At 57.2% G+C, this 24421-nt stretch carries 25 protein-coding genes; all 25 read left to right on the forward strand.

Annotated features, from left to right (window positions below; all coding sequences use genetic code 11):
* The first annotated feature begins 43 nt into the window (after positions 1-43).
* The 25 genes from RDK48_RS10645 to RDK48_RS10765 all read left to right on the forward strand — a co-directional run bounded on the left by RDK48_RS10645 (position 44) and on the right by RDK48_RS10765 (position 24416).
* Positions 44-925, forward strand: coding sequence for a hypothetical protein (locus tag RDK48_RS10645; protein WP_298997101.1), 882 nt, complete (start codon positions 44-46; stop codon positions 923-925).
* Entirely contained in the window at positions 922-1527 is a 606-nt protein-coding gene (locus tag RDK48_RS10650; RefSeq protein ID WP_298997099.1) for a hypothetical protein, read from the forward strand. The genes RDK48_RS10645 and RDK48_RS10650 overlap by 4 nt, the downstream gene beginning before the upstream one ends.
* 11 nt (positions 1528-1538) lie before the next feature.
* Positions 1539-1982: a RusA family crossover junction endodeoxyribonuclease gene (locus tag RDK48_RS10655; RefSeq protein WP_298997096.1), complete on the forward strand. Its 444-nt coding sequence runs from the start codon at positions 1539-1541 to the stop codon at positions 1980-1982.
* Positions 1979-2314, forward strand: a complete 336-nt coding sequence (locus RDK48_RS10660; protein ID WP_298997093.1) for a hypothetical protein — start codon at positions 1979-1981, stop codon at positions 2312-2314. The genes RDK48_RS10655 and RDK48_RS10660 overlap by 4 nt, the downstream gene beginning before the upstream one ends.
* On the forward strand, positions 2311-2484 hold the full coding sequence (nrdD, locus tag RDK48_RS10665) for an anaerobic ribonucleoside-triphosphate reductase (protein WP_298997090.1): 174 nt from the start codon (positions 2311-2313) through the stop codon (positions 2482-2484). The genes RDK48_RS10660 and nrdD overlap by 4 nt, the downstream gene beginning before the upstream one ends.
* Before the next feature lie 242 nt (positions 2485-2726).
* On the forward strand, positions 2727-3311 hold the full coding sequence (locus tag RDK48_RS10670) for a glycoside hydrolase family 108 protein (protein ID WP_298997086.1): 585 nt from the start codon (positions 2727-2729) through the stop codon (positions 3309-3311).
* Positions 3311-3610, forward strand: a complete 300-nt coding sequence (locus RDK48_RS10675; protein WP_298997083.1) for a hypothetical protein — start codon at positions 3311-3313, stop codon at positions 3608-3610. Before RDK48_RS10670 ends, RDK48_RS10675 begins: the two co-directional genes overlap by 1 nt.
* Before the next feature lie 56 nt (positions 3611-3666).
* Entirely contained in the window at positions 3667-3888 is a 222-nt protein-coding gene (locus RDK48_RS10680; protein ID WP_298997080.1) for a hypothetical protein, read from the forward strand.
* A 127-nt stretch (positions 3889-4015) separates the two neighbouring features.
* Positions 4016-4249, forward strand: coding sequence for a hypothetical protein (locus RDK48_RS10685; RefSeq protein ID WP_298997078.1), 234 nt, complete (start codon positions 4016-4018; stop codon positions 4247-4249).
* Positions 4250-4251: 2 nt separating this feature from the next.
* Complete coding sequence (locus RDK48_RS10690; RefSeq protein ID WP_298997075.1) at positions 4252-5523, forward strand: PBSX family phage terminase large subunit; 1272 nt, start codon at positions 4252-4254, stop codon at positions 5521-5523.
* Between the two features lie 2 nt (positions 5524-5525).
* A complete protein-coding gene (locus RDK48_RS10695) occupies positions 5526-6032 on the forward strand; it encodes an N-acetyltransferase (RefSeq protein WP_298997072.1) in 507 nt (168 codons plus the stop codon).
* 2 nt (positions 6033-6034) lie between these two features.
* Complete coding sequence (locus RDK48_RS10700) at positions 6035-6250, forward strand: hypothetical protein (RefSeq protein ID WP_298997069.1); 216 nt, start codon at positions 6035-6037, stop codon at positions 6248-6250.
* A 10-nt stretch (positions 6251-6260) separates the two neighbouring features.
* Complete coding sequence (locus RDK48_RS10705; protein WP_298997065.1) at positions 6261-7970, forward strand: portal protein; 1710 nt, start codon at positions 6261-6263, stop codon at positions 7968-7970.
* Between the two features lies 1 nt (position 7971).
* On the forward strand, positions 7972-8274 hold the full coding sequence (locus tag RDK48_RS10710; protein WP_298997063.1) for a hypothetical protein: 303 nt from the start codon (positions 7972-7974) through the stop codon (positions 8272-8274).
* Positions 8264-8935, forward strand: a complete 672-nt coding sequence (locus RDK48_RS10715; RefSeq protein WP_298997061.1) for a hypothetical protein — start codon at positions 8264-8266, stop codon at positions 8933-8935. The genes RDK48_RS10710 and RDK48_RS10715 overlap by 11 nt, the downstream gene beginning before the upstream one ends.
* A gap of 24 nt (positions 8936-8959) precedes the next feature.
* Entirely contained in the window at positions 8960-9973 is a 1014-nt protein-coding gene (locus tag RDK48_RS10720; protein WP_298997058.1) for a major capsid protein, read from the forward strand.
* Between the two features lie 32 nt (positions 9974-10005).
* The gene (locus RDK48_RS10725; RefSeq protein ID WP_298997055.1) at positions 10006-10443 is read left to right on the forward strand and encodes a Bbp16 family capsid cement protein; all 438 of its coding nucleotides are present in this window, start codon (positions 10006-10008) and stop codon (positions 10441-10443) included.
* Positions 10444-10515: 72 nt separating this feature from the next.
* Positions 10516-11112, forward strand: a complete 597-nt coding sequence (locus tag RDK48_RS10730) for a hypothetical protein (RefSeq protein ID WP_298997052.1) — start codon at positions 10516-10518, stop codon at positions 11110-11112.
* The gene (locus tag RDK48_RS10735; protein WP_298997049.1) at positions 11112-12215 is read left to right on the forward strand and encodes a hypothetical protein; all 1104 of its coding nucleotides are present in this window, start codon (positions 11112-11114) and stop codon (positions 12213-12215) included. The genes RDK48_RS10730 and RDK48_RS10735 overlap by 1 nt, the downstream gene beginning before the upstream one ends.
* Positions 12216-12224: 9 nt before the next feature.
* Positions 12225-12623: a hypothetical protein gene (locus RDK48_RS10740; RefSeq protein WP_298997046.1), complete on the forward strand. Its 399-nt coding sequence runs from the start codon at positions 12225-12227 to the stop codon at positions 12621-12623.
* 2 nt (positions 12624-12625) lie between these two features.
* Positions 12626-14671 (forward strand): hypothetical protein, encoded by a 2046-nt coding sequence (locus RDK48_RS10745; protein ID WP_298997043.1) that lies wholly within the window; start codon positions 12626-12628, stop codon positions 14669-14671.
* A 2-nt stretch (positions 14672-14673) separates the two neighbouring features.
* Positions 14674-15135 carry a GNAT family N-acetyltransferase gene (locus tag RDK48_RS10750; RefSeq protein ID WP_298997040.1) on the forward strand — a complete coding sequence of 154 codons (462 nt, stop codon included), beginning with the start codon at positions 14674-14676 and terminating at the stop codon, positions 15133-15135.
* Between the two features lies 1 nt (position 15136).
* Positions 15137-15763, forward strand: coding sequence for a hypothetical protein (locus RDK48_RS10755; protein WP_298997038.1), 627 nt, complete (start codon positions 15137-15139; stop codon positions 15761-15763).
* Complete coding sequence (locus RDK48_RS10760) at positions 15760-17568, forward strand: hypothetical protein (protein WP_298997036.1); 1809 nt, start codon at positions 15760-15762, stop codon at positions 17566-17568. Before RDK48_RS10755 ends, RDK48_RS10760 begins: the two co-directional genes overlap by 4 nt.
* Positions 17568-24416, forward strand: a complete 6849-nt coding sequence (locus tag RDK48_RS10765; RefSeq protein ID WP_298997034.1) for a hypothetical protein — start codon at positions 17568-17570, stop codon at positions 24414-24416. Before RDK48_RS10760 ends, RDK48_RS10765 begins: the two co-directional genes overlap by 1 nt.
* Positions 24417-24421 lie beyond the last annotated feature (5 nt).

Raw genomic sequence — 24421 nt, forward strand, 5'->3', positions numbered from 1 at the left:
CAAAACTACTGCACAAAAGTCAATAATTGTCAGGGGAACAGTTATGCGTGCGCGTGACATAAAGCCAGGATTCTACACAAATGAGCAGCTTGCAGAGTGCTCATTCGCTGCACGCTTGCTGTACCCAGGCTTGTGGATGCTTGCTGATCGCCTTGGACGCCTTGAATACAGGCCGAAGCGCATCAAAGCAGAACTTCTACCATTCGACGTTGTGGATGTCACAGCATTGCTCGATGAGCTTGAAGTCAATGGCCTCATAAGGCGCTATTCCGTTGACGCCAAGGAATACTTGTGGATTCCAGCATTCCTCAAGCATCAACGTCCACACTCAAACGAAAAGCCCAGTGTTTTGCCTCCTTGTCCAGAAGAGGGAATGACCAAGGCTTCAACATCTTGTGACCAAGGAGAGAAGGACTTGTCACCAAGGGAGAAAGCGCTTCGCCCCTCTTCATTGACTCCCTCTTCATTGACTCCCTCTTCATTGACTGCTGATACACATATCTCTCCTGTAGAGAGTCTTGAGAACGAAGAACCCGCGCGAGTGGAAGGCAACGCAGGGGCGGATATTGGCTGCGCCGATGAACCGAGCATTGATTTCCTGGAACTGCGCCAGTTTTGGAACGAGCACTTCCGCCCTGAAGGCCCGCTTGCGGGGTTTGGTGAGTACAAGCAGCTCAGGGCTGCCCGCGCCTATCCCGGAGACTCACGGATCTACGCCGACCTGCAAGCCCGCATTGACGGTCAGTTTTGGAACCAAGGGTTTGCAATCAGCCTTGCCCGCTACCTGCGTGAAAGGACGTGGGAAACTCCGCCAAAGGCCAGAGCCGCGCCCACAGCCACCGACGACACGTGGGAAGCTGCCAGGGCGAGGGTTGAAGCACAGCAGGCACTGATTAACGGCACAGCGCGAGGAGTACGGGCATGAGGCTGGACACGTTTGAAGCTGGAATCGACAGGATTTACACCATTTTCGGCATGTCCAGAAAGCCCAGCAAAGACATGCAGCTCGTCTGGTACACGCGCCTAGATCATATCCCCGACGAGGCGGTTAACTTCATCGTCGAGCAAATTTGCGACCTGGAATCTATGCCGCGCAATATGACCGTAGCGTGGAAAAACTACTGGTCGAACTGGAAGACGGCAAACCCGTCTAAGATCGTCCGGCAGGATTGCCCGCACTGCCGAAATACTGGCGCCCGCGATTGCTGGGCAAGGCCGGAAGATGGCGGCCAGTGGATGCACTTCATGACGCCCTGCCCTGTCTGCCAGCAAAACGAAACCCGCATGCCAATGCCACTCGCTGAGCTTGAGGCCAAGGGTGCCGTAATCATGCCCGTTGATTACCGCGGCGGGCCCGTTGGTTTTGACAGGGACAACGGCTTTGGTTGCCTGCACCCAGTTTCCCTGGATACCAGCACGCCGCGCAAGACCATGCACGTTGGCGTGAACATGAAGCAGGATTTTAAACGCGTGCGCCACCTGCCCGCTGGTGAGCGGGAAGAATACGGCAAAAGCTCAAACTGGTAGGGAGCAAAAACATGATGCTCAGATTCAGGCTCAATACGATACCCACGGCGCAGGCACGTACCCGCCACAGGTCAATGACCAACAAGCGCGGAAAGACAATTTCCGTGGCCTACAAGGCCAAATCGCAGAAGATCAACGAAAGGGTGCTGGAAGACCTGCTTAAACTGTATGCTCCTGCACAGCCCATTGACGGCCCTCTGGTGCTGGAGTTTGTGGCCGCCCTACCCGTCCCAGAATCGGACAGCAAAAAAAAGCGTGCTGAAAAACTCGCCGGACTTTTGCCGCCGTCGAAAAAACCGGACATCGACAACGTAACCAAGCAGCTCATGGACGCCATGACGCGGCAAGGGTTTTGGAATGACGACGTACAGGTGGTCGAGTTGCACTGCCGTAAGATTTACGCGCAGCAGGGCTACATTGACGTTGTGTTGCATACCAAGGGCGGGTTGAAATGACCGAGCACATAGGCGACCCACTGCCGCAGCCGACCCACCGCCAGCGTAGCGACATGTCATACACGCGCATGCGTCTGGCATTCGGCAACGGGGATAAGGCCAAAGGCAAGCAGATCATGGAGGCCATAGCCGAGAGGCTTGAGCATGCACGCCGGAAGCACCCGCCGGAAGAGTGGGAAGGCCAGGGGCCGAAGTGGGCAGCCGGGAAGCTGGCCGACGAACTGAGCGAGTTGCACAGGGCCATCAGCCTTGAGGGGCCAGAGCGCGAGAAGGAAGAGGCGAAGGACTGCGCGGCTGTGATTGTGCGCATCATCGGCAGGGAGTTTGAATGATGGCTGGCGACAAGCTGGTTGGCCAGGGCGTGGGGTTTGACCGGACGCGCAGGATTACCGGGTATCTGGTGGGCAGTCTGGAGCGGTTCAATAATGCGAAAAGATCGGAAGAACGGGACAGAGTTAAGCACGGAACGGAGGCAGAGAGTGGGCAACCCAGAAAAGCTTGAGGGATGGGCACAGATTGAGGCGCATCTCAGTTTGTCACGTAAAACAATACTCGCAAGAGGCTATCCCATCAGAAAGGATGGAGGTGTGTTCGCTTTTCGGGGTGAGCTTGATGAACATGGGAAAGGTAAGCCGTTTTTAACCCATTCCCAAAGTTTCCCAAAAACTCCCAGTATTTCCCAATCTTTCCCATAGGTGCTTGTCTTGTACCGCGCTACGCTTCCTGCAAACAGGAGTGTAGACCGTGGCCGACAATTTCAGCATTGCACATGCCTTTACCGCAAAATGGGAAGGCGGTTTGTCAGACGATGCCGCAGACAGCGGCGGCCTGACAAAATTTGGCGTTGATCTGGCCATGATGCAGGACATTGCATCCATTCAGGCCGGACGCGATACCCTTGACCGCATGGGCATTATCCTGCCCGTCACTCGCAATACCATCAAAAACCTGACCGAAACCCAGGCCGCCAGCATCTACCGTTGGCAGGCATGGGAAGCCCTCAAGCTCGACCTTATACCTTTACGCCCTGCCGTCGTGATCTACGACGCTGCCGTTAACAGCGGCCCCAAGCAGTCCGTGCGCTTTGCTCAGCGCGGCTATAACGCCTGCGTCGCCTACGGCCAGCCGTTGGACACTGACGGCATCATGGGCCCGGCCACACGTAAGGCTATGCAGCAGGCAGACACAGACAAAATCCTCATGGCCATGCTCGACCAGCGCGAGCAATTCTATCGCGACCTTGTGGCAGCCAAGCCTAGCCAGGAAGTGTTTTTGCGCGGCTGGCTCAATCGCGTCACGGATCTGCGACGATACGTCAGGGGGCTGTGATGGGACTGATCGACAGTATTCTCGGCATTGGTGGCAAGGTCATGGACAAGGTGTGGCCTGACCGCGCTGCGTCGCGTGAACAGCAATCCCAGATCAACCAGGCTGAGGTCAGTGGTGCACCAGCCAGCCGCCTGCGCCTGTGGCGCTCCTTTCTCGGCTGGATGCTCTCCTTGCTGTTCTGCTGGGAGGTCGTGGGCCGCACTATCATCTTGACCTACTGGCCTGATACCAAATTGCCTCCTTCTGTGCTCAAGGAAGTTCTTCAGCTCCTTCTGGGGATGTTGGGTTTGGGGTTCTAACCATGTCTTCTGAGGCCTTCGACCACGAAGCACGTCTCGCCCGCATCGAGACGAAAATGGATGCCCTGCACACCCGCATTGACGAGGTGGTTGTCACTCAGCTCAAGGATCAGGGAAAGCGCATGCGTGACCTTGAATCAGAGGTTCGTGACCTGCGGGAAGACCGGGCGCGCAATGAGGGCAAGAAGGCCGGAAGCAAGGCTGTGTGGGTAGGGTTAATCGCTATCGTCTCAGCGGCCAGCAGCGCAATAAGCGCGGTCATAACGAAGATGTTTTAGGAAATATGTGATGGCAGCTCGCAAGCGGGAAGACAACCTTTTGCCAATTCGAAGCGAGAAGGAAGCGAGAAGCAAGGGCAGAAAGGGGGGCAAAGCTTCTGGCGAGGCACGGCGCAGGAAGAAGACCATGCGCGAGTTGCTTGAAATCGCCATGGAGCGGCCACAGGGCGACAAAACCACAGCCGAGGCTATCACCGTTGCTCTGCTCGAAAAGGCGCTCAGCGGCGACGTGAAGGCCTACGAAGTGGTGCGCGACACGCTGGGAGAGAATCCCAAGGTGAAGCAAGAAGTGTCTGGCCCTGATGGTGACCCCGTTGATCATTTATTCACTGTTCGCTTTGTGGCTCCAGAGGACAAATAGTAATGACAGAAGCTCAAATACCCGTAGCCTTTAGAGGGCTGTTTGAGCCGCACCGCTTCAAGGTTTTTTATGGCGGGCGAGGCGGCGCTAAGTCGCGATCTTTTGCCGCAGCCCTGCTCATTATTGGGCGCACACGGACTATCCGCGTGCTGTGTGCTCGCGAGATTCAGAACTCAATCCGCGATTCCGTCAAGCGCCTGCTGGACGATGAAATTTCACGTTGTGGATTTGGCGACTTTTACACCAGCACTGACCAAGAGGTGCGCGGTCTAAACGGTTCCCTGTTCCTCTTCGCCGGACTGCGCACCAACCCTGCCCGCATAAAATCATACGAGGGTCTGACTCATTGCTGGATTGAAGAGGCAGAAACCATAAGCCAAAAGTCGCTCGACCTGCTCATTCCAACTATGCGCACAGAGGGGAGCGAGATTTGGATGAGTTTCAACCCTGATAGGGTCAATAGTCCTGTCTGGGAAATTTTCGTCCTTGGGCCACCGCCGCCGGACAGCCTGATTTGCAAGGTTACTTGGCGGGATAACCCATGGTTTCCAGAAGTTCTGCGCAAGGAAATGGAGCATTGCAAGGCGACTGATCCTGACAAGTACGCGCACGTCTGGGAGGGGGAGCCTGTTCTTATTTCGTCAGGTTCCTACTATGGCAAAATTTTACAGGCTGCCGAAGATGCCGGACGCATCGGCATAGTTCCTGTTGAACCGCAGCTGCTGGTCAACACGGCCTGGGATTTGGGCATGGCTGACTCAACGGCAATTTGGTTTTTCCAACATTTGCCCGTGGGGCACACAGGCGAATGGCGCTTTATTGACTACTACGAGGCTTCCGGCGAGGGACTGGCCCACTACGCCAAGGTGCTTTCCGATAAGGGGTACAGCTACGGCATTCACACCGCCCCGCACGACATTGCAGTGCGCGAGCTTGGAAGCGGCAAGAGTCGCATTGACACTGCAAAAGGCCTAGGCATCAATTTTAAGGCGTGCCCTCAGCAGGCTATTCCAGACGGTATAGAGGCGGTTCGACAAGTCTTGGCCGCATCTTGGCTTGATCGAGAGAAGTGCAAGCAGGGGCTGCAATGCCTTTGGGGATATCAGCGCGAATGGGATGATGTTTATGGGCGCTTCAAGGACAAGCCGCGCCACGATTGGACGAGCCATGGGGCTGATGCCATGCGTTACGCCGCCGTCGGATTCCGCCGCCCGGTTGACCTGTCGGGAGCCCCCCGCAAGGCCCGCACCGCTTACGACATGTGGGGCCAATAGCCATGGCCTTTACCTACACCGAAGCAACTACGCCCGAAGCCAAGGCCGCGCCATTCCACAAGATGAAGGCCGAGGGTCTACTGCCCTGGGCAATGAGCTGCATCGACAACCCGACGCTGGAACGCTGGCTGGAAATAACAGCAGCGGGGGTTCTGCTCTGCTGCACCGACGAGGCCAGCGGTAAGTTACTTGGCTGCGCCCACTTCACGCAGTTTCAGGGAACAATTTGGCGCTTTGACTTCACCGCCTTCCACGCTGGATTCCATTGCGCCGCACAACAGGCCCAGGGCGGTTTTGACTACATGTTCGAGCGGCACAGCGCCAGCGCCATAGTGGGCATTACACCTGTGCAGTTCCGTCATGCATGGGGGCTGGCCGAGGCCTGCGGCTTTAAAATCGTCACCCGCCTGCCCGGTGCCTGCTGGCTGGCCCGCAAACAGCGTTTTGTGGCTGGCGTCATGGTCATGTGTACACCGCAAACCCTGCGCAATGTGCAGGAAGGAGAATAGCTATGGGATTTGGAGGAGGCGGAACGCCTGACACGCCGGAAGTCGCACCAGTGCCCAAGGCCGAAGTGACCAAGCCTGTTACCGAGGCCGCCACTGCTGCGCGCCAGAGCCAGAAGGACAAGGCCGCAAAGGCTGCGGGCCTCAATTCCACCATTCTGACAGGGAAAGACGCCACGGCAACCACCAGCACCGCAGGCAAAACCCTGTTGGGCCAGTAGGAGCAACGCCATGCCCGTTGAAATTGAAAAGCTGAACCAGCGTTTTCAGGCTCTGCGCAACGAGCGGAGTCCCTGGGACACGGCGTGGCGTGATCTGGCTGACCACTTTTGCCCCACGCGGTTCAGGGCGGATACCGATTCCAGCGACCGAAAGCCGGAAATCCTCAATCGCGACATTGTGGATACCACGGGCTTGCAGGATATGCGCACCCTCGCCGCTGGTATGCAAGGCGGCATGACCTCGCCTGTTCGCCCCTGGTTCAAAATCGGGCTGGAAGACGAAGAGGCCGCGCAGGCTCCTGACGCCGGGGCATGGCTGGATGAAGTCAGGAAGCGCATGCAGGTTCTGTTGCACCGCTCCAACTTCTACAACATGGCGCATTCGCTTTACAGCGATCTCGGCACGTTCGGGCAAGGACTGATGATCGAAACTGCGGATTGGGACGGCCTGCACTTCCAGCTTATCCCGGCTGGTGAATACGTGCTCGACACCAACGACAAGGGCGACGTGGACACTTTCATGTACCGCACCCGCATGTCTGCCCGCCAGATCATTCAGAAGTTTGGCGAGGATGTTGTTCCGAGCCATGTCAAAGCAGCCGCCAGCAACAGCGGCTCTGCGGTCACAAGCTTCTTTGACGTGATCCACGCCGTTTTCCCGCGTTCCGAGCGCACGTTCGGCAGGCTTGATAGCCTCAACATGCCGTGGGCCTCTGTGTGGTGGATGGGCTTTGGCAACACCGGCGGCGGCAAGCCCTGCGTGTTGCGGGAATCAGGCTTTCGCTCCTTCCCGGCTTTTGCCCCTCGCTGGGGCGTGACCGGCAACGACAAATATGGCCGAAGCCCGGCAATGGATGCGCTGCCTGATTGCCGCATGTTGCAGCAGATGGGCAAAACCACGCTGCGGGCCATGCACAAGGCTGTTGATCCGCCGGTGGCCGTGCCGTCGTCACTCAAAAACGAGGGCGTAGACCTTACCCCGGCCGGGGTTAACTACCTGTCCATGGACGGGCCGGAAAAAGGCCGCATAGAACCCATCCAGCAAATCCAGCCGCAGATCATAGCCGCAGCAGAGCAGAAGATCGAGAGCGTCCGGCAGGCTGTGCATGATGGCCTGTTCGCCGACCTGTTCAAAATGCTCATGCTCAATGACCGCCGCCAGATCACCGCCACGGAAATTGAGGCCAGAGAACGGGAAAAGCTGATTTTGCTTGGCCCTGTGGTGGAGCGTCTTGACCGCGAGTTTCTCTCGCCGATGGTTATGCGCACGTTCCAGCTCATGGCCGACTTTGATCACCTCCCTCCACAGCCGGATTCTATCGCAGGCGCGCCGCTGCGGGTCGAATTTGTGAGCGTCATGGCCCAGGCGCAGAAGCTCGTCAGCACCAGCCCCATAGATCAGACATTCGCCTTTGTCGCCAACGTGGCCCAGGCCAAGCCGGAAGTGCTGGACATTATCGACGTGGATTACGCCGTGCGCGAATACGCCGACGCCCTTGGCGCACCGGCTGCGCTGATGCTGCCAGAAGGTCAGGTGCAGCAAACCCGCGCGGCTCGCGCTCAGGCACAACAGCAGGCGGCAGCACAGGCGCAGCAACAGGCGGCAATGCAGCAGGCCGTTGACCTGACCGGCGCGGCAAAAAACCTTGGACAAACCCCGCTAGGCGCTGACGGGCAAACGGCCATGGATGCCCTCATGGGCGGGATGGGGAAGATGTAGCATGAACAATTATTTAGACCCGGACAACAAGCAGGCGCAGGCCGATGAACAGCGCCTTAAGGCGCAGATGTTTGAACGGCAGGTTCAGGAATCCTTTGCCTTTGTGATCTCAACGCCCGAAGGCCTGCTGATAATGCGCTGGCTCGTAGATTTGAGCGGCATCCTTAAAAGCCAATACCCCGGCGACCACGCGCAGGCCACCTACATCGAGGGCAAGCGCTTTATCGGCGCAAAACTTTTGAACATGGCCGCACAGGCCGGAAAACTCCCAGCAATTTTGGAGGGCAACAACAATGACAACTGATGCTGACACCAACGCCACCGACACCGGAACGGGTTCCGCCGATTCCGGCACCGCCAACAACACTGAAACCGTGGCCAATGCCGGGGCGGGCGCTTCGGGAACCCTGCTCACCAACAAGCCCGGCGAGGGAGAAAACGGCCAACAGGCAACAGGCAATGCCGATGCCAAGGACGGCAAGGGCGAGGGCGGAAAAGAAGGCGGGGAATCTGCGGCCTATACCCTCACAGCGCCGGAAGGCTACCCGATCAGCGAAGGCGCGCTTAAAGGGCTGAATGAGGTCTGCATGGCCGAAAACCTGAACGAAAAGCAGGCCAATGCCGTCATGGCCTACATGCAGGGCAACTACACCTCGTTTGTGGCCCAGCAGCAGGAGGCCATGCAGGCCCAGGCCAAGACGTGGATTGGCGAGTTCCAAGCGGACAAGGAATTTGGCGGCGACAAATTTGACGCCAGTGTAGCCGATGCCCAGCGCGCCCTTGCCACGTTCGATGAGGGCGGCACGGTCAGCAAAATGCTGGCTGAAACCGGCTACGGCAACAACCCAGAAGTGCTGCGCATCTTTGCCCGCGTGGGCCGTGCCTTGGGTGAAGATCAACTTATTGGCAAGGGTGGCGGCGCGGAAAATAAGCCGCTTGAAGATCGTATGTATCCCAACATGTAACCGTTGCAGCAGCAGGAGAACAACATGAGCTACAACAAAGGCATTGTCGCCACCCTTGCGGAGTTGGAAGACTTCTACAAGGGGCAGAAAGCCGGTGACACCATCGAGCTGATGAACCAGACCAACGACATTATTACAGACGTTCCCTTCATGGAAACGAACCAGACGGACGGACACCTCACCCGCGTGCGTACAGGCCTGCCCACTGTCTACTGGCGCAGGCTCTACCAGGGCACGCCGCCTTCCAAGTCGCAGTGGAGCCAGGTCAAGGAAGGCTGCGGCATCCTTGAGGCCATCATGGAGCTGGACGTGGAGGAGATCAATCTCTACGGCGACAAGGCCAAGGCCTTCCGCCTCTCCGAGGGCAAGTCTTTCACCGAGTCCATGCGTCAGAAGGTTGCGGCCACCATGTTCTATGGCGACAGCAACAGGAATCCCGACGAATTCAACGGCCTTGCCATGCGCTACCCGTCCAAAGCCAGCCCCAACGTCATTGATGCAGGCGGCACGGGCAATGCCTGCACGTCCATGTACCTGACCTGCTGGGGAGCCAATACTGCACACGGCCTGTACCCCAAGGGCAGTACTGGTGGTCTGGCGAATGAAGACCTTGGCAAGTATATGACAACCGACCCCGACGGCAGAAAATTCCAGGTTGTGGGCGACAAATACAACTGGCGCTGCGGCCTTACGGTGCGCGACTGGCGCGCTGTGGTGCGCATCGCCAATATCCCCCTTTCGGCCCTCACCCTCAAGAAAACTGACTCCGGTTTCATTGACCTGCACCGGCTGACCATCATGGCCAAGAACAAGATGCCGGAAACCATGCGCAATCAAGCCATCTGGTACTGCAACGCAGACGTGCTGACCGCCTTGGAACTCCAGGCAACCGATGCAGGCAACGTGACGCTGACATATCGCTCGGAAGACTCCGGCAAGGGCGGCCCGCTGTTCAAGTCCACGCAGATTACCAACCTGCACGGCCAGCCCATCCGTCAGTGTGACGCACTCCGCAACGACGAAAAGGCCATCAGTTAACCCCGCGTGACGGGCAGATATAGAGGATAGCCATGATTATTGATTCCAACCTTGTATTGATGGACAGCTCCCCCGTTCTTGGGGCGGCTGTTACCGGCTCCCCCGTTCCGCTTACGTCGTTTCTCAAACCGGGGCGTCAAGAACCCATTCCCATTTGCGCCAAGGTCGTGGGAACGGACTTTGCGGGCGGCACTTCCATAACTTTCAAACTGACGCAGTGCGCCACGTCCGACGGAACCTATGCGGATGTTCCCGGCTCGTCCGTCACCGTGGCCCTGGCCGACCTCACCGTGGGCAAGTCCATCGGCTGGCGTTTTTTGCCGCGCGGCGTGACCGCGCCGTGGCTCAAAATGGTTGCCACGCCCACGGGTGCGTTTACCGCTGGCAACGTGTTTGCCGCCGTGGTGCGCGAGGATGCCTTGCCCTACGAGGCTGGCATGTTCATCGACAAGGGCGTGGTCAAGGGTTAGCACCCGCCCGGCCAGCATAAAGGGGAGGGCCGCGCAGGCCTTCCCCACTTAAACAACTTTTTGGAGCGGCAGATGGAAAGTAAAATCGAGGTGTGGAACAAGGCTCTCGGGCACATAGGCACCCGCACCGTAGCCAGCGAGTCGGAAAACTGCGAGGAGGCCCGGCAGTGCGCCCTGTATTGGGATGCTGCACGCCGTCAGGCCTTGCGCGATTTCCCCTACCCTTGGGCGCAGACCCGTATCGCGCTGGCCGCAAAAGCCCTGCCTGCCGTGTGGGATGGCGAGTGGCGCAACGCCTACGCCTACCCCAGCAACTGCCTTAAGCTCCATAAAATTTCCCGCCCCGGCAGTCGCAAGCGTGAGGACTTCAAACTGATCTCCGACCCTGACGGCGGCGCATCCATGATCCTCACAAACTGCGCGGACGCAGTGGCGGACTACACGTGCGATATCCCTAGCCCGGCACAGTGGGACGATCTGTTCATTTACTTGCTGGGCCGCAAGCTGGCCTGCCTGATCGCCGTGCCGCTGCTCAAAAATAACGGCAGCAAGGTCAACGAGCTGGAGCAACTTTACCGCGCGTCAATCCCGGCGGCATACGAGGGCGGCGCGTCCGAGGGTAAACCGCAATTTGAAGAAGATAGCTGGATCACCGGCAGGGGGGACTAATGACGCTCGACAGCAAGCTTAGCAAGGCCGTCTACCAGGGCAACGGATCTACCACCGTCTTTCCCTTTGCCTTCAAGGTGTGGGACTCAAACCATATTGCCGTAACGGTGACGGACGCGGCAGGCGTGAGCACGGACGTGACCAGCAACAGCACCGTCACGCTCACCAGCTCCGGCGGTTCCGTCACCTATCCCAAGTCCGGCAGTCCCCTGCCCGGCAGCGCAAAGCTGGCAATCACGCGCAACATGCCGTTTGTGCAGGGTATCAACCTTGTTTCGGCCTCGCGCTTTGATCCGCAGGTGCTCGAGGACGGGCTGGATCAGGCAACGGCAGAACGCCAGCAGATACTGGAGCAGATGGCCCGCGCCGTCATACTCCCACCAACCAGCAACGAGTCGCCGGAAGATGTGGTTGCGTCCATCTACGCCAGCCGGGACGCCGCAGCGGCCAGCGCCAGCGCGGCCAGCAACAAGGCTGATGCCGCAGAGGTCAGCGCGCAGGCGGCGGCAAACAGCGCAAGCACCGCCGCACAGACGGTTGAAACCGCAGCGGCAGAGGCCGTAAGCGCCGCTACGGCGCAGGCCAATGCAGCGCATGATAGCGCACTTGCTGCGGCACAGAGTGCGGCAGAGGCCGAGGCGGCAGTGCCGGATAACCTTGTTGCGCGCGTGACCGCAGTTGAGGACAAAAACACACAGCAGGATACGCGACTGGACGCTGTAGAAACAAAGAACACGCAGCAAGATACGCGGCTTGATGCTGTCAATACGAGCCTTGCAGGCAAGCTCAATGCAGACATGAGCAATCGTCCTGCTGGGTCTCAATACCTTGTGTCCACATGGACAAACGGAACAAGCTGGTACCGTAAGTATTCCGATGGATTCATAGAACAGGGCGGTTATCTTGGTGTTATCGGAACTACCAACATTACTGTAACGTTCCCAATTCCTTTTGCAGGTGCATCATATGTCCTGAATGTGTATGCCTTTGATCTGGACACGACTTCGGGGCATCCGCGTACTGCATGGAGAAACACCTATGGCTTCAATTTTGGGAAAACGTCTTCCGCTGTCGATACCAACTGGTACGCCGCTGGATACTAAGGAGGCACCATGTACGCAATCGGACAAAAATTTAAAGGGGTATATCCGCCGGAAGCCGCACAGTGGTGCAATGATAATTGCGCCATGATGGTGCCAATAGAAGGCAGTTTTGAAATACAGACAGTGCCACAGCCCGCGCTGTTAGATTTGCAAATCGTCAAGCGTATGGAGATCAACGCTGGCTTTGACGCGGCCATGACTGCAAGCCTGACAATGCCCAGTGCCAGCACACCAGCCAGCGCCTTTGCGGTATATCAGGCCATTGAAGCATGGAAGACGGAAGACCCCGAAGGATACTCCACACTGCTGGCTATCCATGAGGCCCGCCGAGCGTCCCTGCTTGCCGCTGTGGACGCGGCCACAACCATTGCGGAGGTGCAGGCAATCTCCGTTACCTACGCGGTGTAATCATGGGCGCGCGCATAGCTTACAACAACTTCACAGGCGGCGAGGTATCGCCCACGCTCAACGCCCGCTATAATCTGGAGCGTTTCGCCAATTTTTCGCAGGCCATGCAAAACATGCGGCCCGGTCTGCACGGCGACTGCGCCCGCCGCCCTGGCACCCGTTTTGTAGCCGACCTTGAGGAATTTTCCGTACTCGTGCCGTTCAGCTTTAACGCCGATGCCGCCAACAACTTCGTCTTGGTGCTATCCGACAAAAGGCTGCGCGTAAGTAACGGCAAAAACAACCTCGCCGCCGCCATTGCCACTCCATACGCCGCCGCAGACCTGCTGGCGATATCATGGTCTCAGGTGGGCGATGTGGTCTATCTGGCCCATCCGGCCTACACCCTGCACAAAATTTTGCGGCAAAAAACAGCCACGCCGGGTATTTACGCATGGTCAATCGTTGAGGTTGTGCTTAACCAGAGCATTGCCGCGCCCGCAACTCCGTCCGTATCATTCAGCGATTCCGGCTCGTACACGCTGCGTTATAAAGTGGTGGCTATTGATGCCAGCGGCAAGGAAAGTTTACCATCTGCTGCGGGCTCTTGTTCTGGCAAGCATCCTTCGGATTGGGTTCAGGGCAACAGCGCTACCGTTTCGTGGGCAGCCGTGCCCGGAGCCAAGGAATACAACGTCTATCGGGAGTCTGCGGGCTATTTCGGCTTTATCGGCATATCCACCGGCACAAGCTTCACCGATAACAACTATGAGGCCAAAACAGACGACACCCCAAAGGAAGATTGGGACCCGTTTGCCAACGGCAACAACCCCGGCGTAGTGGCCTTTCACCAGCAACGCATGGTGCTGACCGGTTGCGCTGGCAGCCCTGGTTATTTCTATCTGTCCCGCACGGGAGATTTTGAATCCTTCCGCAAGTCCCGCCCCTTGCAGGACGACGATCCGGTGGAATACCAGATCGCCTCGGGCGCTATCAATGCGGTAACGTGGGCCGCCAGCTTTGGCGACCTGCTGCTTGGCACCACAGGCAGCGAGTATAAAGCCACGGGCGATAACGGCATCATCACGCCCAAGATTTCCTACGTCACCGCGCAGTCATATTGGGGCAGCGCGGGCCTTGCGCCGCTTATCATCGGCAACTCGGTGCTGCATGTGCAGCGCCACGGCTCCAGAGTGCGCGACCTTTTCTACTCGCTGGAAAAGGACGGCTACGCGGGTAACGATCTTTCCATCTTTGCGCCCCACCTGTTTGACGGGCACACCCTCAAGCAGTGGGCCTACCAGCAAACCCCCGGTTCAACCATCTGGTGCGTTCGTGAGGACGGCCTGCTGCTGGCCCTGACCTACATGAAGGAACACGACATATGGGGCTGGTCGCGCCATGTGACAGACGGCGAGGTGCTCTCTGTGGCCACAATCTCCGGTGACGACGGCGACGCCGTTTTACTGGTAGTGCGCCGGACGGTTGCAGGCCAGACTCGCTACTTCCTTGAGCGCCTTGCCGCCCCCTTCCAGCCCAGCGACGACATTGCCGAGGCCTATTTTGTTGATTGCGGCGTGAGCCAGCGCAGCGCGGAGCCTACGCACACAGTGACGGGCCTCGGGCACCTTGAAGGCCGCACTCTGGCCGTGCTGGCGGACGGCAGCCCGGTAGAGGGCTGTGTGGTTTCTGGTGGACAGATCACCATTCCTTACGCCGCCAAGGTGGTACATGCGGGCCTGCCGTACACGTCCGTTCTCTCGCCGCTCTCCTTTGAGGTTCAGGCACAATCCGGCGTGACCCTGGGTAAAAAGCGGGCCTATGGCAAGTGCGTGGTGCGCCTGTTCCGCAGCGTGGGCGGCAAGTACGGGGCCGACCTCGATCATCTGGACGACTTCCCTTTCATCCCCACCAATTACGGCGAACCCTGCGAACCCTTCACGGGCGACAGGGAGTTTACCCCCGGCGGCGGCCAGAGCGAAAGCACGTCCGTCTGGCTGGTGCAGGATAAGCCCCTGCCGTGGCAGGTTGTGGCAATCATGTGTGATGTGGACTTTGGGCAGGTGTAGCTATGGAAATTACATTCGCGGTTGAAACTTACTCTGCCATCAGTGAAGAGGTCGCGCCCCTGACCGTGGCCCATTGGCAGGAGACAGAAGCATCCATGTACGGCAGTCAATCAGCCGTGCCGGTGACGCATCATATGTATTGCGCCATGGAGCAAAGCGGCATCCTGCATGCCGTAACTGCCCGCGTAAGCGGGGCGTTGCATGGCTACGCGGCCTATTGCTTGTCTGAAAACATCAATATGCCTGGGCGTATTACGGCGTCAGCGCTGGCTTTGTACCTCTCGCGCGAAATCAGGACAGACGCATTCGCTGCCCTTCGCCTCCTGCGTTGGGCAGAGGAAAGCCTGCGGCAGCGTGGGGTTTACGGTATTGGCTATAATTCCCCGGCATCACGCCCTTGCGATGCCCTGTATCGCCGCTTGGGGGCTAAAATGACCGAAACTGTCTGGTTCAAGGAGCTTTGATATGGCCGCAATTTCTGGAACTACAGCCGCAGTTATCGCAGGCATAACCGCCGCAACAGCTCTCGCTGGCACCGCCGTGAGCATCTCTGCGCAACAACGGCAGGCCCAACAACAAAAGGATGCCGCAGAATATCAAGCCAAAATTGCCGAGCAAAATCAGGAGCTGGCTCAGGAGCAGGCCGCGTCGGTCAAACGCCAGGGCTACGATGATGCCCAGCGCCAGCGCCTCAAGGCGGCGGGCATTATCGGCACACAGCGGGCAATTGCTGGCGCAAGCGGTATCACCGTGGACACTGGCAGCAACCTTGATCTGACCATGGAAACCGCTGAAAAGGGTGAGCTGGACGCGCTGGCTATTCAGCAACAGGCGCTGGACAAATCCCACAACATACAGATCCAAGGCTGGAACTCCGGCCAGCAGGCGCAGGCCTACGCATGGCAGGCGGACAGCATAGACCCCACGGCGGGCATGATTGGAACGGCCCTTGGTGGCCTCGCCAAAGCCGGGAGCAACTTCGGCTCTGGCCTGTGGGGCGGAAAAGCAAGTAGTCCGCTTACAAAGAAAGGCGGCAGTATATTTGATTCCGCCGTAGCCCCGGCATTCGGTACAAAGGCGGTGAGATCATGAACAACTTTTCTTTCCGCGTCCCTGAAAAAGCTGGCGCTGGCATGCCCACCTATCAGCAACAGCAGCAATACCCCACGCCGGGCGTGGATACTTCCGCGCGCCTGTCAGACAGCGCCGCGCAGATCTACCAGCAGGGAGCAGACCAGCAGGCCAAGGGGCTGGAAAAGCTCGGGCAGGGATTGGAGCAGGCTTCCAAGGCCGGATATGATCTCTATACGGACTACCAGACCAGCAAGGCCAAGGACGCATGGTTGCAGTACAAGCAGGGTGCGCAAAAGCTGCAAGCCCAGCTTGGTTCTTTGGCTGGCAAGGATGCCATAGACGAAAGCAACGGCGTTGTAGCGCAGTTGAAATCATGGCGGGAGCAGGCCAGGGGCGAAATTTCCGGCAAGCTTGGCAGCATGGCCGCTGGCCTTTTTGACCGCGCAGCATCGGAAACTGATGCCACTCTTGATGCTTGGGCGACAGGCAAGGTGCATGCCGAGGCCATCAACTACGGCAATGCCACCAGCAAGGCCAATATCTCGCTGGCACAAAATCAGGCCGTGGCAGATGCCGCCAACCCCGCAGCCTTTGGCGCGCAAATGGGCGTGGTCAAGGCAGAGCTTGAAAACATGGCCAAGCGCAGCGGCTACGGCGCTGAATGGGTGCAGGCTGGCTTGCAGGATATGCAGCAAAAGACGCTCACGCAGGCCATTTCTGACCGCATCGCCGGGGAGGATTTGGGCACCGCCAACAACATGATTAAGGCCTACGGCCCCTTGCTGGGCGGCAATGCTGATGGACTGCGCGCAAGAGCCGCTTCCAAAGGCCGCGAACTGGAGGCCAGAAATAGGGCGGATGCTGCTAGGGCTGAAACAGAGGCCCTTAAAGGGAAAGTGAACGCGTTCAACTCAGATACTGCCGGAATGTCTGACGCAGAAAAGCTCGATGTGCTGGATAAGACATATGGCGGGGACGCAAAAAACAAGAAGGTTTACAGGGCCATTCTTGATGATATCGCCTACGAGGCTGGGGCAAAGACAGACCTGCGCAATAAGGCTCAGGCTATCCGCCTGCGTGGCATTGAGGACAGACTGACAGAAGCGGCCAAGGGAACGCCGGAAGAGAGCTTTCAGAAAACGCGCGAGGTTGTCCAAGGACTACCGCTTGAAGACCGTCCAAAAGCTCTCAAGATTGCTGACAATCTCCGAGCGGCAAATATGTACGACGATGGCAAGATTACGCAGGATGATCCTCTTGCTAAGTCTGAACTCGCAACCAGGCTTGCCAGCGGTGAGGATGTTTCCGTTGACGCGGAATACGGCAGTCGTCTCAGCAAGGTGACGCGCGAGAAGTACAAGAGTGAGGCTTTCCGCTCTGCCCTGCCCTCCGTCAAGACGGCTTTTGAAGTCGAAGCCGCCACATGGATGGGCGCCAACAAATCCCAGGCCAAGTCTGCTCTCGGCAAGGGTGGAGTAGGCGCTCTCTGGACGCGCTTCCTTGACCAAACCAATGCCGATGAAAAGAAAGACCCTGCACGCCTACGTCAGGAGGCAAGGGATTTCTTCAAGTCAGTTACGCTTGAAGCGGGATTCTTTGGCCGTGATAAAAAAACTATCCAAGGCCTGCAAAATATCTATCTCGACAAATACGACGATGCCCGCCCAGCGCAGGGCACACCAGAATATGACCATGCGGTGCAGATGCTCAAGCAGGCCGGTAAAAAGCCGGAGGGCATGTTTGGTCGGTATTCAGATAAACAGCTTTCTACCGCGTATAGACTGCTTCTTCAGAGCAGCCCTGATGCAGGCGGGGGTGAATAATGTCCCAGAATTTTGACCTCGAAAAATTCAGCCAGGAATTTGATCGGCGTATGGGCAAGTCCTCTGATAGCGCGCAATATCAGGGATACAAGCCCCCTTCCATCTCGCTGGACAACACGGGTGAAATATCCATCGAGCATCAGAACAGCGGCGAAGAAGGTGGGTTCGTCAGCGCGCCGCCAGTTGAAGATGTTCTTTCGCTCTATGGTTCGCTTGAAAACAGCGTGCAGAATGAAGTCCAGGATATCGGGAGTGGGCTTCATGCACTGAAAAACAATATGAATTTGAGTCCGTTGGAGGCCCGCAAACTCCAACTCGCCTCTGGCCTTCCCCCTAACTTTGTTGATATGGACCCAGGATTTGCACGCAAAAAGATCGCATCTGACCAGTATGCTGAATCATTGCAGGCATTCAGCGACAACATCCACCAGACGCCAAACACCCTTGGTTTTCTGCGTGAAGCTGACGCCATTGAGCAACTTGCTATCACCCAGGACAGGCCGCTGGCAGAAATTGAGCGCAGCGTTGACAGTGAAGGTCTGGGGTTCTTTAACTCCGGCGTAATTGGCACAGCCCGCAACGCCTGGGACGTTGGCATGGTTGGGCGTGAGCTGAACAAGCTTTATCTCAAGGAGATGTACGGCTCCTCTCTGACGGATGAAGAAGAGCAGCAGATGCGCGTCTTCACCTCGGCCCTCAACTACTATGATAACCTTGGCGACAAGATGCCGCTGCCGCAACGCATGGTGCGCGGAACTGTGGGCAGCGTTGCTGTGCCGCTGTATGGATCTGCCGAGGGTGGCGTCAGAGGGCTTACGCGACTCGGAACAACCATGGCGTCTGCTGGAGCTATTTACGGTGCTCTGGCTGGCGGTGGTGTGTTCTCTGCTCCAACAGCAGTTGCTGGGGCCATGTCTGGCCTCGGGGCAGCCGCAACCGGCGGCGCTGTTCTGGATATGATGGAACAGGAAGGCGCGGCCATCTACGGAACGCTGCGCGCCATGGAAGACGAGAGCGGCAACAAGATTGACCGCGACGTAGCACGGACGCTGGCCGTCATTGGCGGCGGAATATCCGGCGGCCTTGAGTACGCCAGTTTTCATATGTTGGGCCGGATGGTCCCGCAGCTTGAGCGATTGATAGCTCCAGAGGCGGCGGCAACTTCTCTGAAATATTTGCAGCAGCACCCAAGCCTGATGGCGAAGGTGGGCGATACGCTCAAAAGCGCGTTGCGGGCCTTTGCTGGGGAAACATCAACGGAAGTTGCGCAGGAAGGCGTTTCCATAGTCGCAGAAGAGCTTGGCCGCAAGCTCTCCAACGTCAATTCAGCCGGGCAATCTGCTGACGATATTAAAGAACGCCTCTGGCAGACGGCCCAGCAGGCAGCCGAGGCTATGGCAATACCCATTGCAGCCGGTGGTGGCGTACGTCTTGCGCGCGGCGTGAAGGCGCAGGAACGCATGGATACAGCCATGCAGACAGCGCGGGACTATCAGAACAACCTCATGGATACGGTGGCAAAGGCCGCACAGTCCTCAGAAGTGTTCAAAGATATGCCGGAGACAGGCGAAGCCCTGCTTCAACATCTTTCAGACAGCGGCGTCACCCCTGGCCATATATTCATCAAGCCGGAAACGGTGCAGAAGATATTCTTCCAGGACGAAAACCCTGATCTTGTGCAGGCCGCCCGCGACATGGGTGTCACCCCTGAAAGCCTGGAAGAGAACCTTACCCTCGGCACTGACGTTGCCGTGGACTTTTCCAAGGCAGCCACGCATATCTTGCGCGAACCTGAACGCTATGAGGCTATGCGGCCAGATATGCGCTTTGACCCGGCCATGCCCACAGATATGGAAATTGGGGCGCTTGAGGGTATGAACGAGGACAATAATGCGCGCCTTGAATACCTGAATAGCATCCTTGATCCCATTGTGGACGAGGAAAATCAGGCACTCAGCCGACATGAAGCGCGCATGGAAACTGTTGCGCCATATGTGCAGCAGATGCAGAACGCCGGGTTTAGCGAGGCACAGGCAAAGGCATATGGTACAATTCTCGCCGCAAATGCCGAGCGCATGGGCGAAGTGTTCGGCATGACCCCCAAAGAGTATCTTGAAAGCCGCCTTGCCGGATATATGGCAATGACGCCTGACGAGTTTAGGGGGCTTGGAAATAGCGACCTTGAGGGGATTGATCGTGACCGCGCATATAGCCAGCTTATGGACGATCTCGGCGTAAAAAAAGGCATGGGGCGCGTAAAAAAACGGCGCATACTTCAGCCTGAATTTGCGTATGCCTGGGGAAAGGTGAACCCTGAAAACATTATAAACACATATGGCAAAGATGCTTATAACGAATTGCGCCAACAATTCGGGCCTGGATTTTTTGCAAAAAAAGGCGAGGGGCAGGGCCTCGACGCTCTGGCACACTCTTTTTTTAGTGAAAATAGGGCTGGCTACGAATTAAGCCGTGGAGAAATCGACACTGAATCTTTTGCTGAAAAAGTGATGATGCCACATGACGAATTTGAAACCAACTTTCGCAAGAGCGTTGGGCAAGGAATGCTGTGGCAGGATAGGCTGAAGAAAGCAAAAGATCGCATCAAGTATGATGATGCTACGGCTGAACTAGTTGGCAGCGTCACGCCTGAAATGGCCGAAAATCTTCCTTTGGGGAAGCCGGGCAATATTATTCTACTGCCGAAAGACTTGCAGCATATTGAAGATGAGCACGGAGAGCAGATTCGCGGGCTTGGGTATTCCGATGCACGAGAGTTTGTGAATCATGTTTTGTCGCATGTAGATGCGATTTATCAGGGCAACACAAATAGAAAATTTGAATTGGTATTCAGAGATGACAAGCCGAAGTCGCGCATTATTGCCAAGCTCGAATTTAGGGAGGAGGGAGATCACTATGAAATAAAGACAGCCGGGCTTGTGAGGGAAAAATATTATGATAAAAGAACTCCGCTTTGGGAGAGAGCGAATTCAGCTCTTTTCCAGGAGGAAAACCCTTCGGCTACACGCCACGCTTCACAACGAGGCCAAAGCGGAGAACGTCTTAATCTTACGCTCTTCAGCACGGGCGTCAACAATTCACCCCGTGGCGGCATGCGCCAGCTTGCCGATGGGCGATATGTTGTCGCTCTTTTTCAAAAGGCAGACGCATCCACTATCCTGCACGAAACTGCCCATTTCTGGCTTGAAGAATTGCGCGACGCCGCCAAGTTGGATTCCTCACCGGAATGGGTGCGCGAGGCATGGGCGAAGCTGCAACAGGCATACGGGTTTGATGGTACACTTGAAGGCCAAGAATCCGCCGCCAGATGGACGGAGACACAGGAGCGATTTGCCCGCGAGTTTGAGGCCTATGCCCGCGAAGGCAAAGCCCCGTCTTGGGAATTGCAGTCTGCCTTCAACAAGTTCCGTAACTGGATCACAGACATCTACAAGAGCGTCAAGACTCTCCTTGGAGCGGACAATATTTCCCCGGCAGCAAGTGAGGTGTTTGACTCTCTTCTGGCAACACAGGAGGAAATAGACCTTTCCCAGCGCAGGGCCAATAGCGGATCTGTAATGGACTTGCTTGGTGACAGTGTAAGGCCAGAACTGCGAGACAAATACGCCAAAGCAGCACAGGCAGCTTATGACAATGCCAGCGCCGCTATTGCAAACCGCAGGCTTGTGGAACGCCGCCGGGTAGAGCGAGAATTTAAGGCTGCGGCAACCGAGAGCGTGAACTCTTCCCCTGTCCACACCATGCTGCAAGCCCTGCGCATTGAAGGTATTGATTTTGACGCGCTGAAACAGGCCATATCTGAAGACGTTGCCTATAAGCTGAGGGACAAGTGGAAAGGCAACCGCTGGGAAGGAAAAGCCCTTATTCGCCCTGGCGGCAAACTTGACCTGCTGGACGTGGCGGCACGGTTCAATGAGGATACAGTACAGGGATTGGCCGCCAAACTGATGGAAACACCCACCAAACGCGAAGCCATTTCGGCAGAGGTTCAGCAGCAGTTGCAGACGTGGGAGCGCGATTTTGACGCCGAGGTGGAATACACCAGCGCAATGGATCAGGCCATGGCCATTGAAATGGAAGCCATCACCGGCAATAAGCAGCCAAGTCCGGCAGCGCTCCGGCGCGAGGTCGATCTTTTGGTGGGGGCGAAGAAGCTCAAGGACGTTGACGCGCAATACAAAGCGCTCATGGCAAGACTACAGAGTGAGGCACGCGGTGCCCGCAAGGCATGGGTAGAGGCAAAAAAAGAATCCCGCGAGAATATGGCCGATATGAGGTCTGAATTCCGCGCGAAGATTGCCGGAATGCGGGAGCAGGAACGCATACGCCGGGCAGCGCTCGGAGCAGCCTATCGCACTCGCATGGAGCGGGACAACATCGTTTCGCAGCTTCGCAAAGTCGCCAACAGCAAAACCATCAACGACGCATATCAGCAGCAGATATTGCGAATCATCTCAAGCTGGAAAGGACTTGGCACTGAAAGTATGGCCCCCCGTGATGTGCAGGCCATGCCCAGTCTTTCAGACTTCATGCAAAGCAACGTGTCGCTTTTTGAGGAACCTTCTACGCTTGCCCCTGATTGGCTTCTTTCTGGCGCAACGGGTCGCGCTGGTGATCTCAGTATCACGCAGTTGCGCGACCTGCACAGCCTGGTCAAAGAACTCGCGCACATGGGTCGCATCCATGATCGCATGCTGGCCAGCCGGGAGAAGTCCCGCATCTCTGTTGTAGCAAGCAATTGTGCGCAGCAGATGGGAAAACTTTCCCAGCGCAGATTCCTTTCTGATCGGGAAGGAGTCTTGGGAACAATCCAAGGGGCCTTGCGCAAAGGGCTTTCTTCGCTCACCAGCGTGCGCTTTCTGGCCCGCGCGCTTGATGGATTCACAGACAACGGTGTTAACCATGATGCATGGCTGAACCCTTTGCAGCAGGCCCAGACCGATGAGTTAAAACTGCGCCGCCAGATGGGCGACCTCCTGCGCGAAGCCCTTTCCCCAATTGTTCAGGCCGGCAGAATGACCAAGGCCTTCACCATGGACGGCGTTGCGCTGCAAAAAGATGTTGCCCGCTTGTGGAAAGGCATGTGGGACATGGACAAGGTTTACTCTGTGGCCATGAACATGGGAAACGCCGGGAACATTAAGGCGCTCATGCGCGGCTATGGCTGGACAGAACAGGATCTGCACGCCATCACGTCCAGAATGACTGAAGCGGAATGGCGGGCAGTTGAAAAAACGTGGGATGCCATCGATACACTCTATCCGCGCCTGAATGAAGTATATCAGGCAATGAAGGGCGTTCCCCTGCCAAAGGTTGAAGCTCAAGAGCTTACGGTTGCGACGGCAGACGGGAAAACAATCACGCTCAAGGGCGGCTATTATCCGCTCATTTTTGATCATCGCCTGAGTGGCAAGGCCGCAGAACTGACCTCAGCAGACCAGATGCTTAACGGCATGGAAGCTGTGTTGCGCAGCCCGAACCCTAAAAGCGGCATGACCAAGGCACGCCAGGGGGGCACGTTGCCGCCCCGGCTTTCGCTGGATGTGATCGACCAGCATGTGAATGACACAACCCATTACGTTACCCACGTTTTGCCACTGCGCGACACCATGCGCCTTTTCAACAATGCCGACTTTAAGGAGGCTTTTGCAGGGGCAGCAGGGCAGGAAAACTATTCGCAGCTTCTTCCATGGTTGCGTGGCATTGCGCGCCCAGGCGGGGAGCAAGCAACAGGGATGCTGGCTGTCATGGATTGGCTTGCCCGGCGCGGCACCATGTATGCCCTTGGGGCAAATATGAAGTCTGCCCTCTTGCAGCTTACCAGTGTTGGAAACTCTTGGGGTGAGGTCGGCGCGGGGAACTTTTTCAAAGCCTCGGCCACCATCCTTTCATCCCCGTTGCAGTCCTGGCAGACGATCCGCGAAAAGTCTGCATACATGCAGCAACGCGCCATGCTTATGGACGATACCTTGCGGCGCGAGTATGAGCGCATGCGGAACAATGGCGTGGGCGGCGTGCGCTTTATGGGGGCGCAATACGCGCTGGACACTGTGCAGCGGGCGCAATTCGCGCTTATATCTTCACTGGATGCCGCTGTTGCTTACCCCACATGGCTTGCGGCCTACGACAAGGCCATTGCCAGCGGGCTTGAGGAAAGCGTAGCCATTGCGCGGGCAGACGGGGCGGTTGTTGCGGCACAGGGCGGCGGCGGTGCGCTGGATACACCATCTGTAATGCGGCAAGCCGGGCTTATGCGGATGCTCTGCCCTTTCATGAGCTTTGCCCTTTCTGACTTCAACCGCAAAATGGAACAGGTGCGAGGGCTGACAGAGTGGGCCAGAACAGGAAACAGCAGCATGGCCCCGGCCAAGGCTTTTCAGGCTTTCGCATTCCAGTGGGTGATGCCCGTGGCTCTCTCTGCTCTGCTCGTTTCTCTGGGGCGTGATGATGATCTTCCAGACGAGGAAGACTACGCATGGGAAGCGGCGGGCTTTTTGAGTATGGGCATTCCCGTGGTGCGCGATATAACCAGAATGGCCGAAAGCCACTTTTCAAGCGACGGATTCAAGGGGGGGCGCACGCCGCTAATGCTGGCTGGGTTGGATAACGCTATTCGCGGTGCCGGGCATGCGGCAACGGCTCTGGAAGAAGATGATGACGATGCCACATATTTGGCACTCAAGGAAACTACAAACGCGGTAGGCTTTCTGCTGGGCCTTGGCACACCACAACTCTGGCGTACCATTGAAGGCTCAAATGCCTACTTTGTGGACGATGAGGGCGGCGTGTTGGCCCCGCTGTTGGGCAAGCCGAGAGCACGGAAAGATTAATCAGA

The organism is uncultured Desulfovibrio sp. (genome assembly GCF_902477725.1).
Classification (GTDB): domain Bacteria; phylum Desulfobacterota; class Desulfovibrionia; order Desulfovibrionales; family Desulfovibrionaceae; genus Desulfovibrio.

What these genes read in the sequence shown, in the direction of transcription:
- RDK48_RS10645 (WP_298997101.1), top strand. Translation starts at nt 44, where the DNA reads ATGCGTGCGCGTGACATAAAGCCAGGATTCTACACAAATGAGCAGCTT.
- RDK48_RS10650 (WP_298997099.1), top strand. Translation starts at nt 922, where the DNA reads ATGAGGCTGGACACGTTTGAAGCTGGAATCGACAGGATTTACACCATT.
- RDK48_RS10655 (WP_298997096.1), top strand. Translation starts at nt 1,539, where the DNA reads ATGATGCTCAGATTCAGGCTCAATACGATACCCACGGCGCAGGCACGT.
- RDK48_RS10660 (WP_298997093.1), top strand. Translation starts at nt 1,979, where the DNA reads ATGACCGAGCACATAGGCGACCCACTGCCGCAGCCGACCCACCGCCAG.
- nrdD (WP_298997090.1), top strand. Translation starts at nt 2,311, where the DNA reads ATGATGGCTGGCGACAAGCTGGTTGGCCAGGGCGTGGGGTTTGACCGG.
- RDK48_RS10675 (WP_298997083.1), top strand. Translation starts at nt 3,311, where the DNA reads ATGGGACTGATCGACAGTATTCTCGGCATTGGTGGCAAGGTCATGGAC.
- RDK48_RS10680 (WP_298997080.1), top strand. Translation starts at nt 3,667, where the DNA reads ATGGATGCCCTGCACACCCGCATTGACGAGGTGGTTGTCACTCAGCTC.
- RDK48_RS10685 (WP_298997078.1), top strand. Translation starts at nt 4,016, where the DNA reads ATGCGCGAGTTGCTTGAAATCGCCATGGAGCGGCCACAGGGCGACAAA.
- RDK48_RS10690 (WP_298997075.1), top strand. Translation starts at nt 4,252, where the DNA reads ATGACAGAAGCTCAAATACCCGTAGCCTTTAGAGGGCTGTTTGAGCCG.
- RDK48_RS10695 (WP_298997072.1), top strand. Translation starts at nt 5,526, where the DNA reads ATGGCCTTTACCTACACCGAAGCAACTACGCCCGAAGCCAAGGCCGCG.
- RDK48_RS10700 (WP_298997069.1), top strand. Translation starts at nt 6,035, where the DNA reads ATGGGATTTGGAGGAGGCGGAACGCCTGACACGCCGGAAGTCGCACCA.
- RDK48_RS10705 (WP_298997065.1), top strand. Translation starts at nt 6,261, where the DNA reads ATGCCCGTTGAAATTGAAAAGCTGAACCAGCGTTTTCAGGCTCTGCGC.
- RDK48_RS10710 (WP_298997063.1), top strand. Translation starts at nt 7,972, where the DNA reads ATGAACAATTATTTAGACCCGGACAACAAGCAGGCGCAGGCCGATGAA.
- RDK48_RS10715 (WP_298997061.1), top strand. Translation starts at nt 8,264, where the DNA reads ATGACAACTGATGCTGACACCAACGCCACCGACACCGGAACGGGTTCC.
- RDK48_RS10720 (WP_298997058.1), top strand. Translation starts at nt 8,960, where the DNA reads ATGAGCTACAACAAAGGCATTGTCGCCACCCTTGCGGAGTTGGAAGAC.
- RDK48_RS10725 (WP_298997055.1), top strand. Translation starts at nt 10,006, where the DNA reads ATGATTATTGATTCCAACCTTGTATTGATGGACAGCTCCCCCGTTCTT.
- RDK48_RS10730 (WP_298997052.1), top strand. Translation starts at nt 10,516, where the DNA reads ATGGAAAGTAAAATCGAGGTGTGGAACAAGGCTCTCGGGCACATAGGC.
- RDK48_RS10735 (WP_298997049.1), top strand. Translation starts at nt 11,112, where the DNA reads ATGACGCTCGACAGCAAGCTTAGCAAGGCCGTCTACCAGGGCAACGGA.
- RDK48_RS10740 (WP_298997046.1), top strand. Translation starts at nt 12,225, where the DNA reads ATGTACGCAATCGGACAAAAATTTAAAGGGGTATATCCGCCGGAAGCC.
- RDK48_RS10745 (WP_298997043.1), top strand. Translation starts at nt 12,626, where the DNA reads ATGGGCGCGCGCATAGCTTACAACAACTTCACAGGCGGCGAGGTATCG.
- RDK48_RS10750 (WP_298997040.1), top strand. Translation starts at nt 14,674, where the DNA reads ATGGAAATTACATTCGCGGTTGAAACTTACTCTGCCATCAGTGAAGAG.
- RDK48_RS10755 (WP_298997038.1), top strand. Translation starts at nt 15,137, where the DNA reads ATGGCCGCAATTTCTGGAACTACAGCCGCAGTTATCGCAGGCATAACC.
- RDK48_RS10760 (WP_298997036.1), top strand. Translation starts at nt 15,760, where the DNA reads ATGAACAACTTTTCTTTCCGCGTCCCTGAAAAAGCTGGCGCTGGCATG.
- RDK48_RS10765 (WP_298997034.1), top strand. Translation starts at nt 17,568, where the DNA reads ATGTCCCAGAATTTTGACCTCGAAAAATTCAGCCAGGAATTTGATCGG.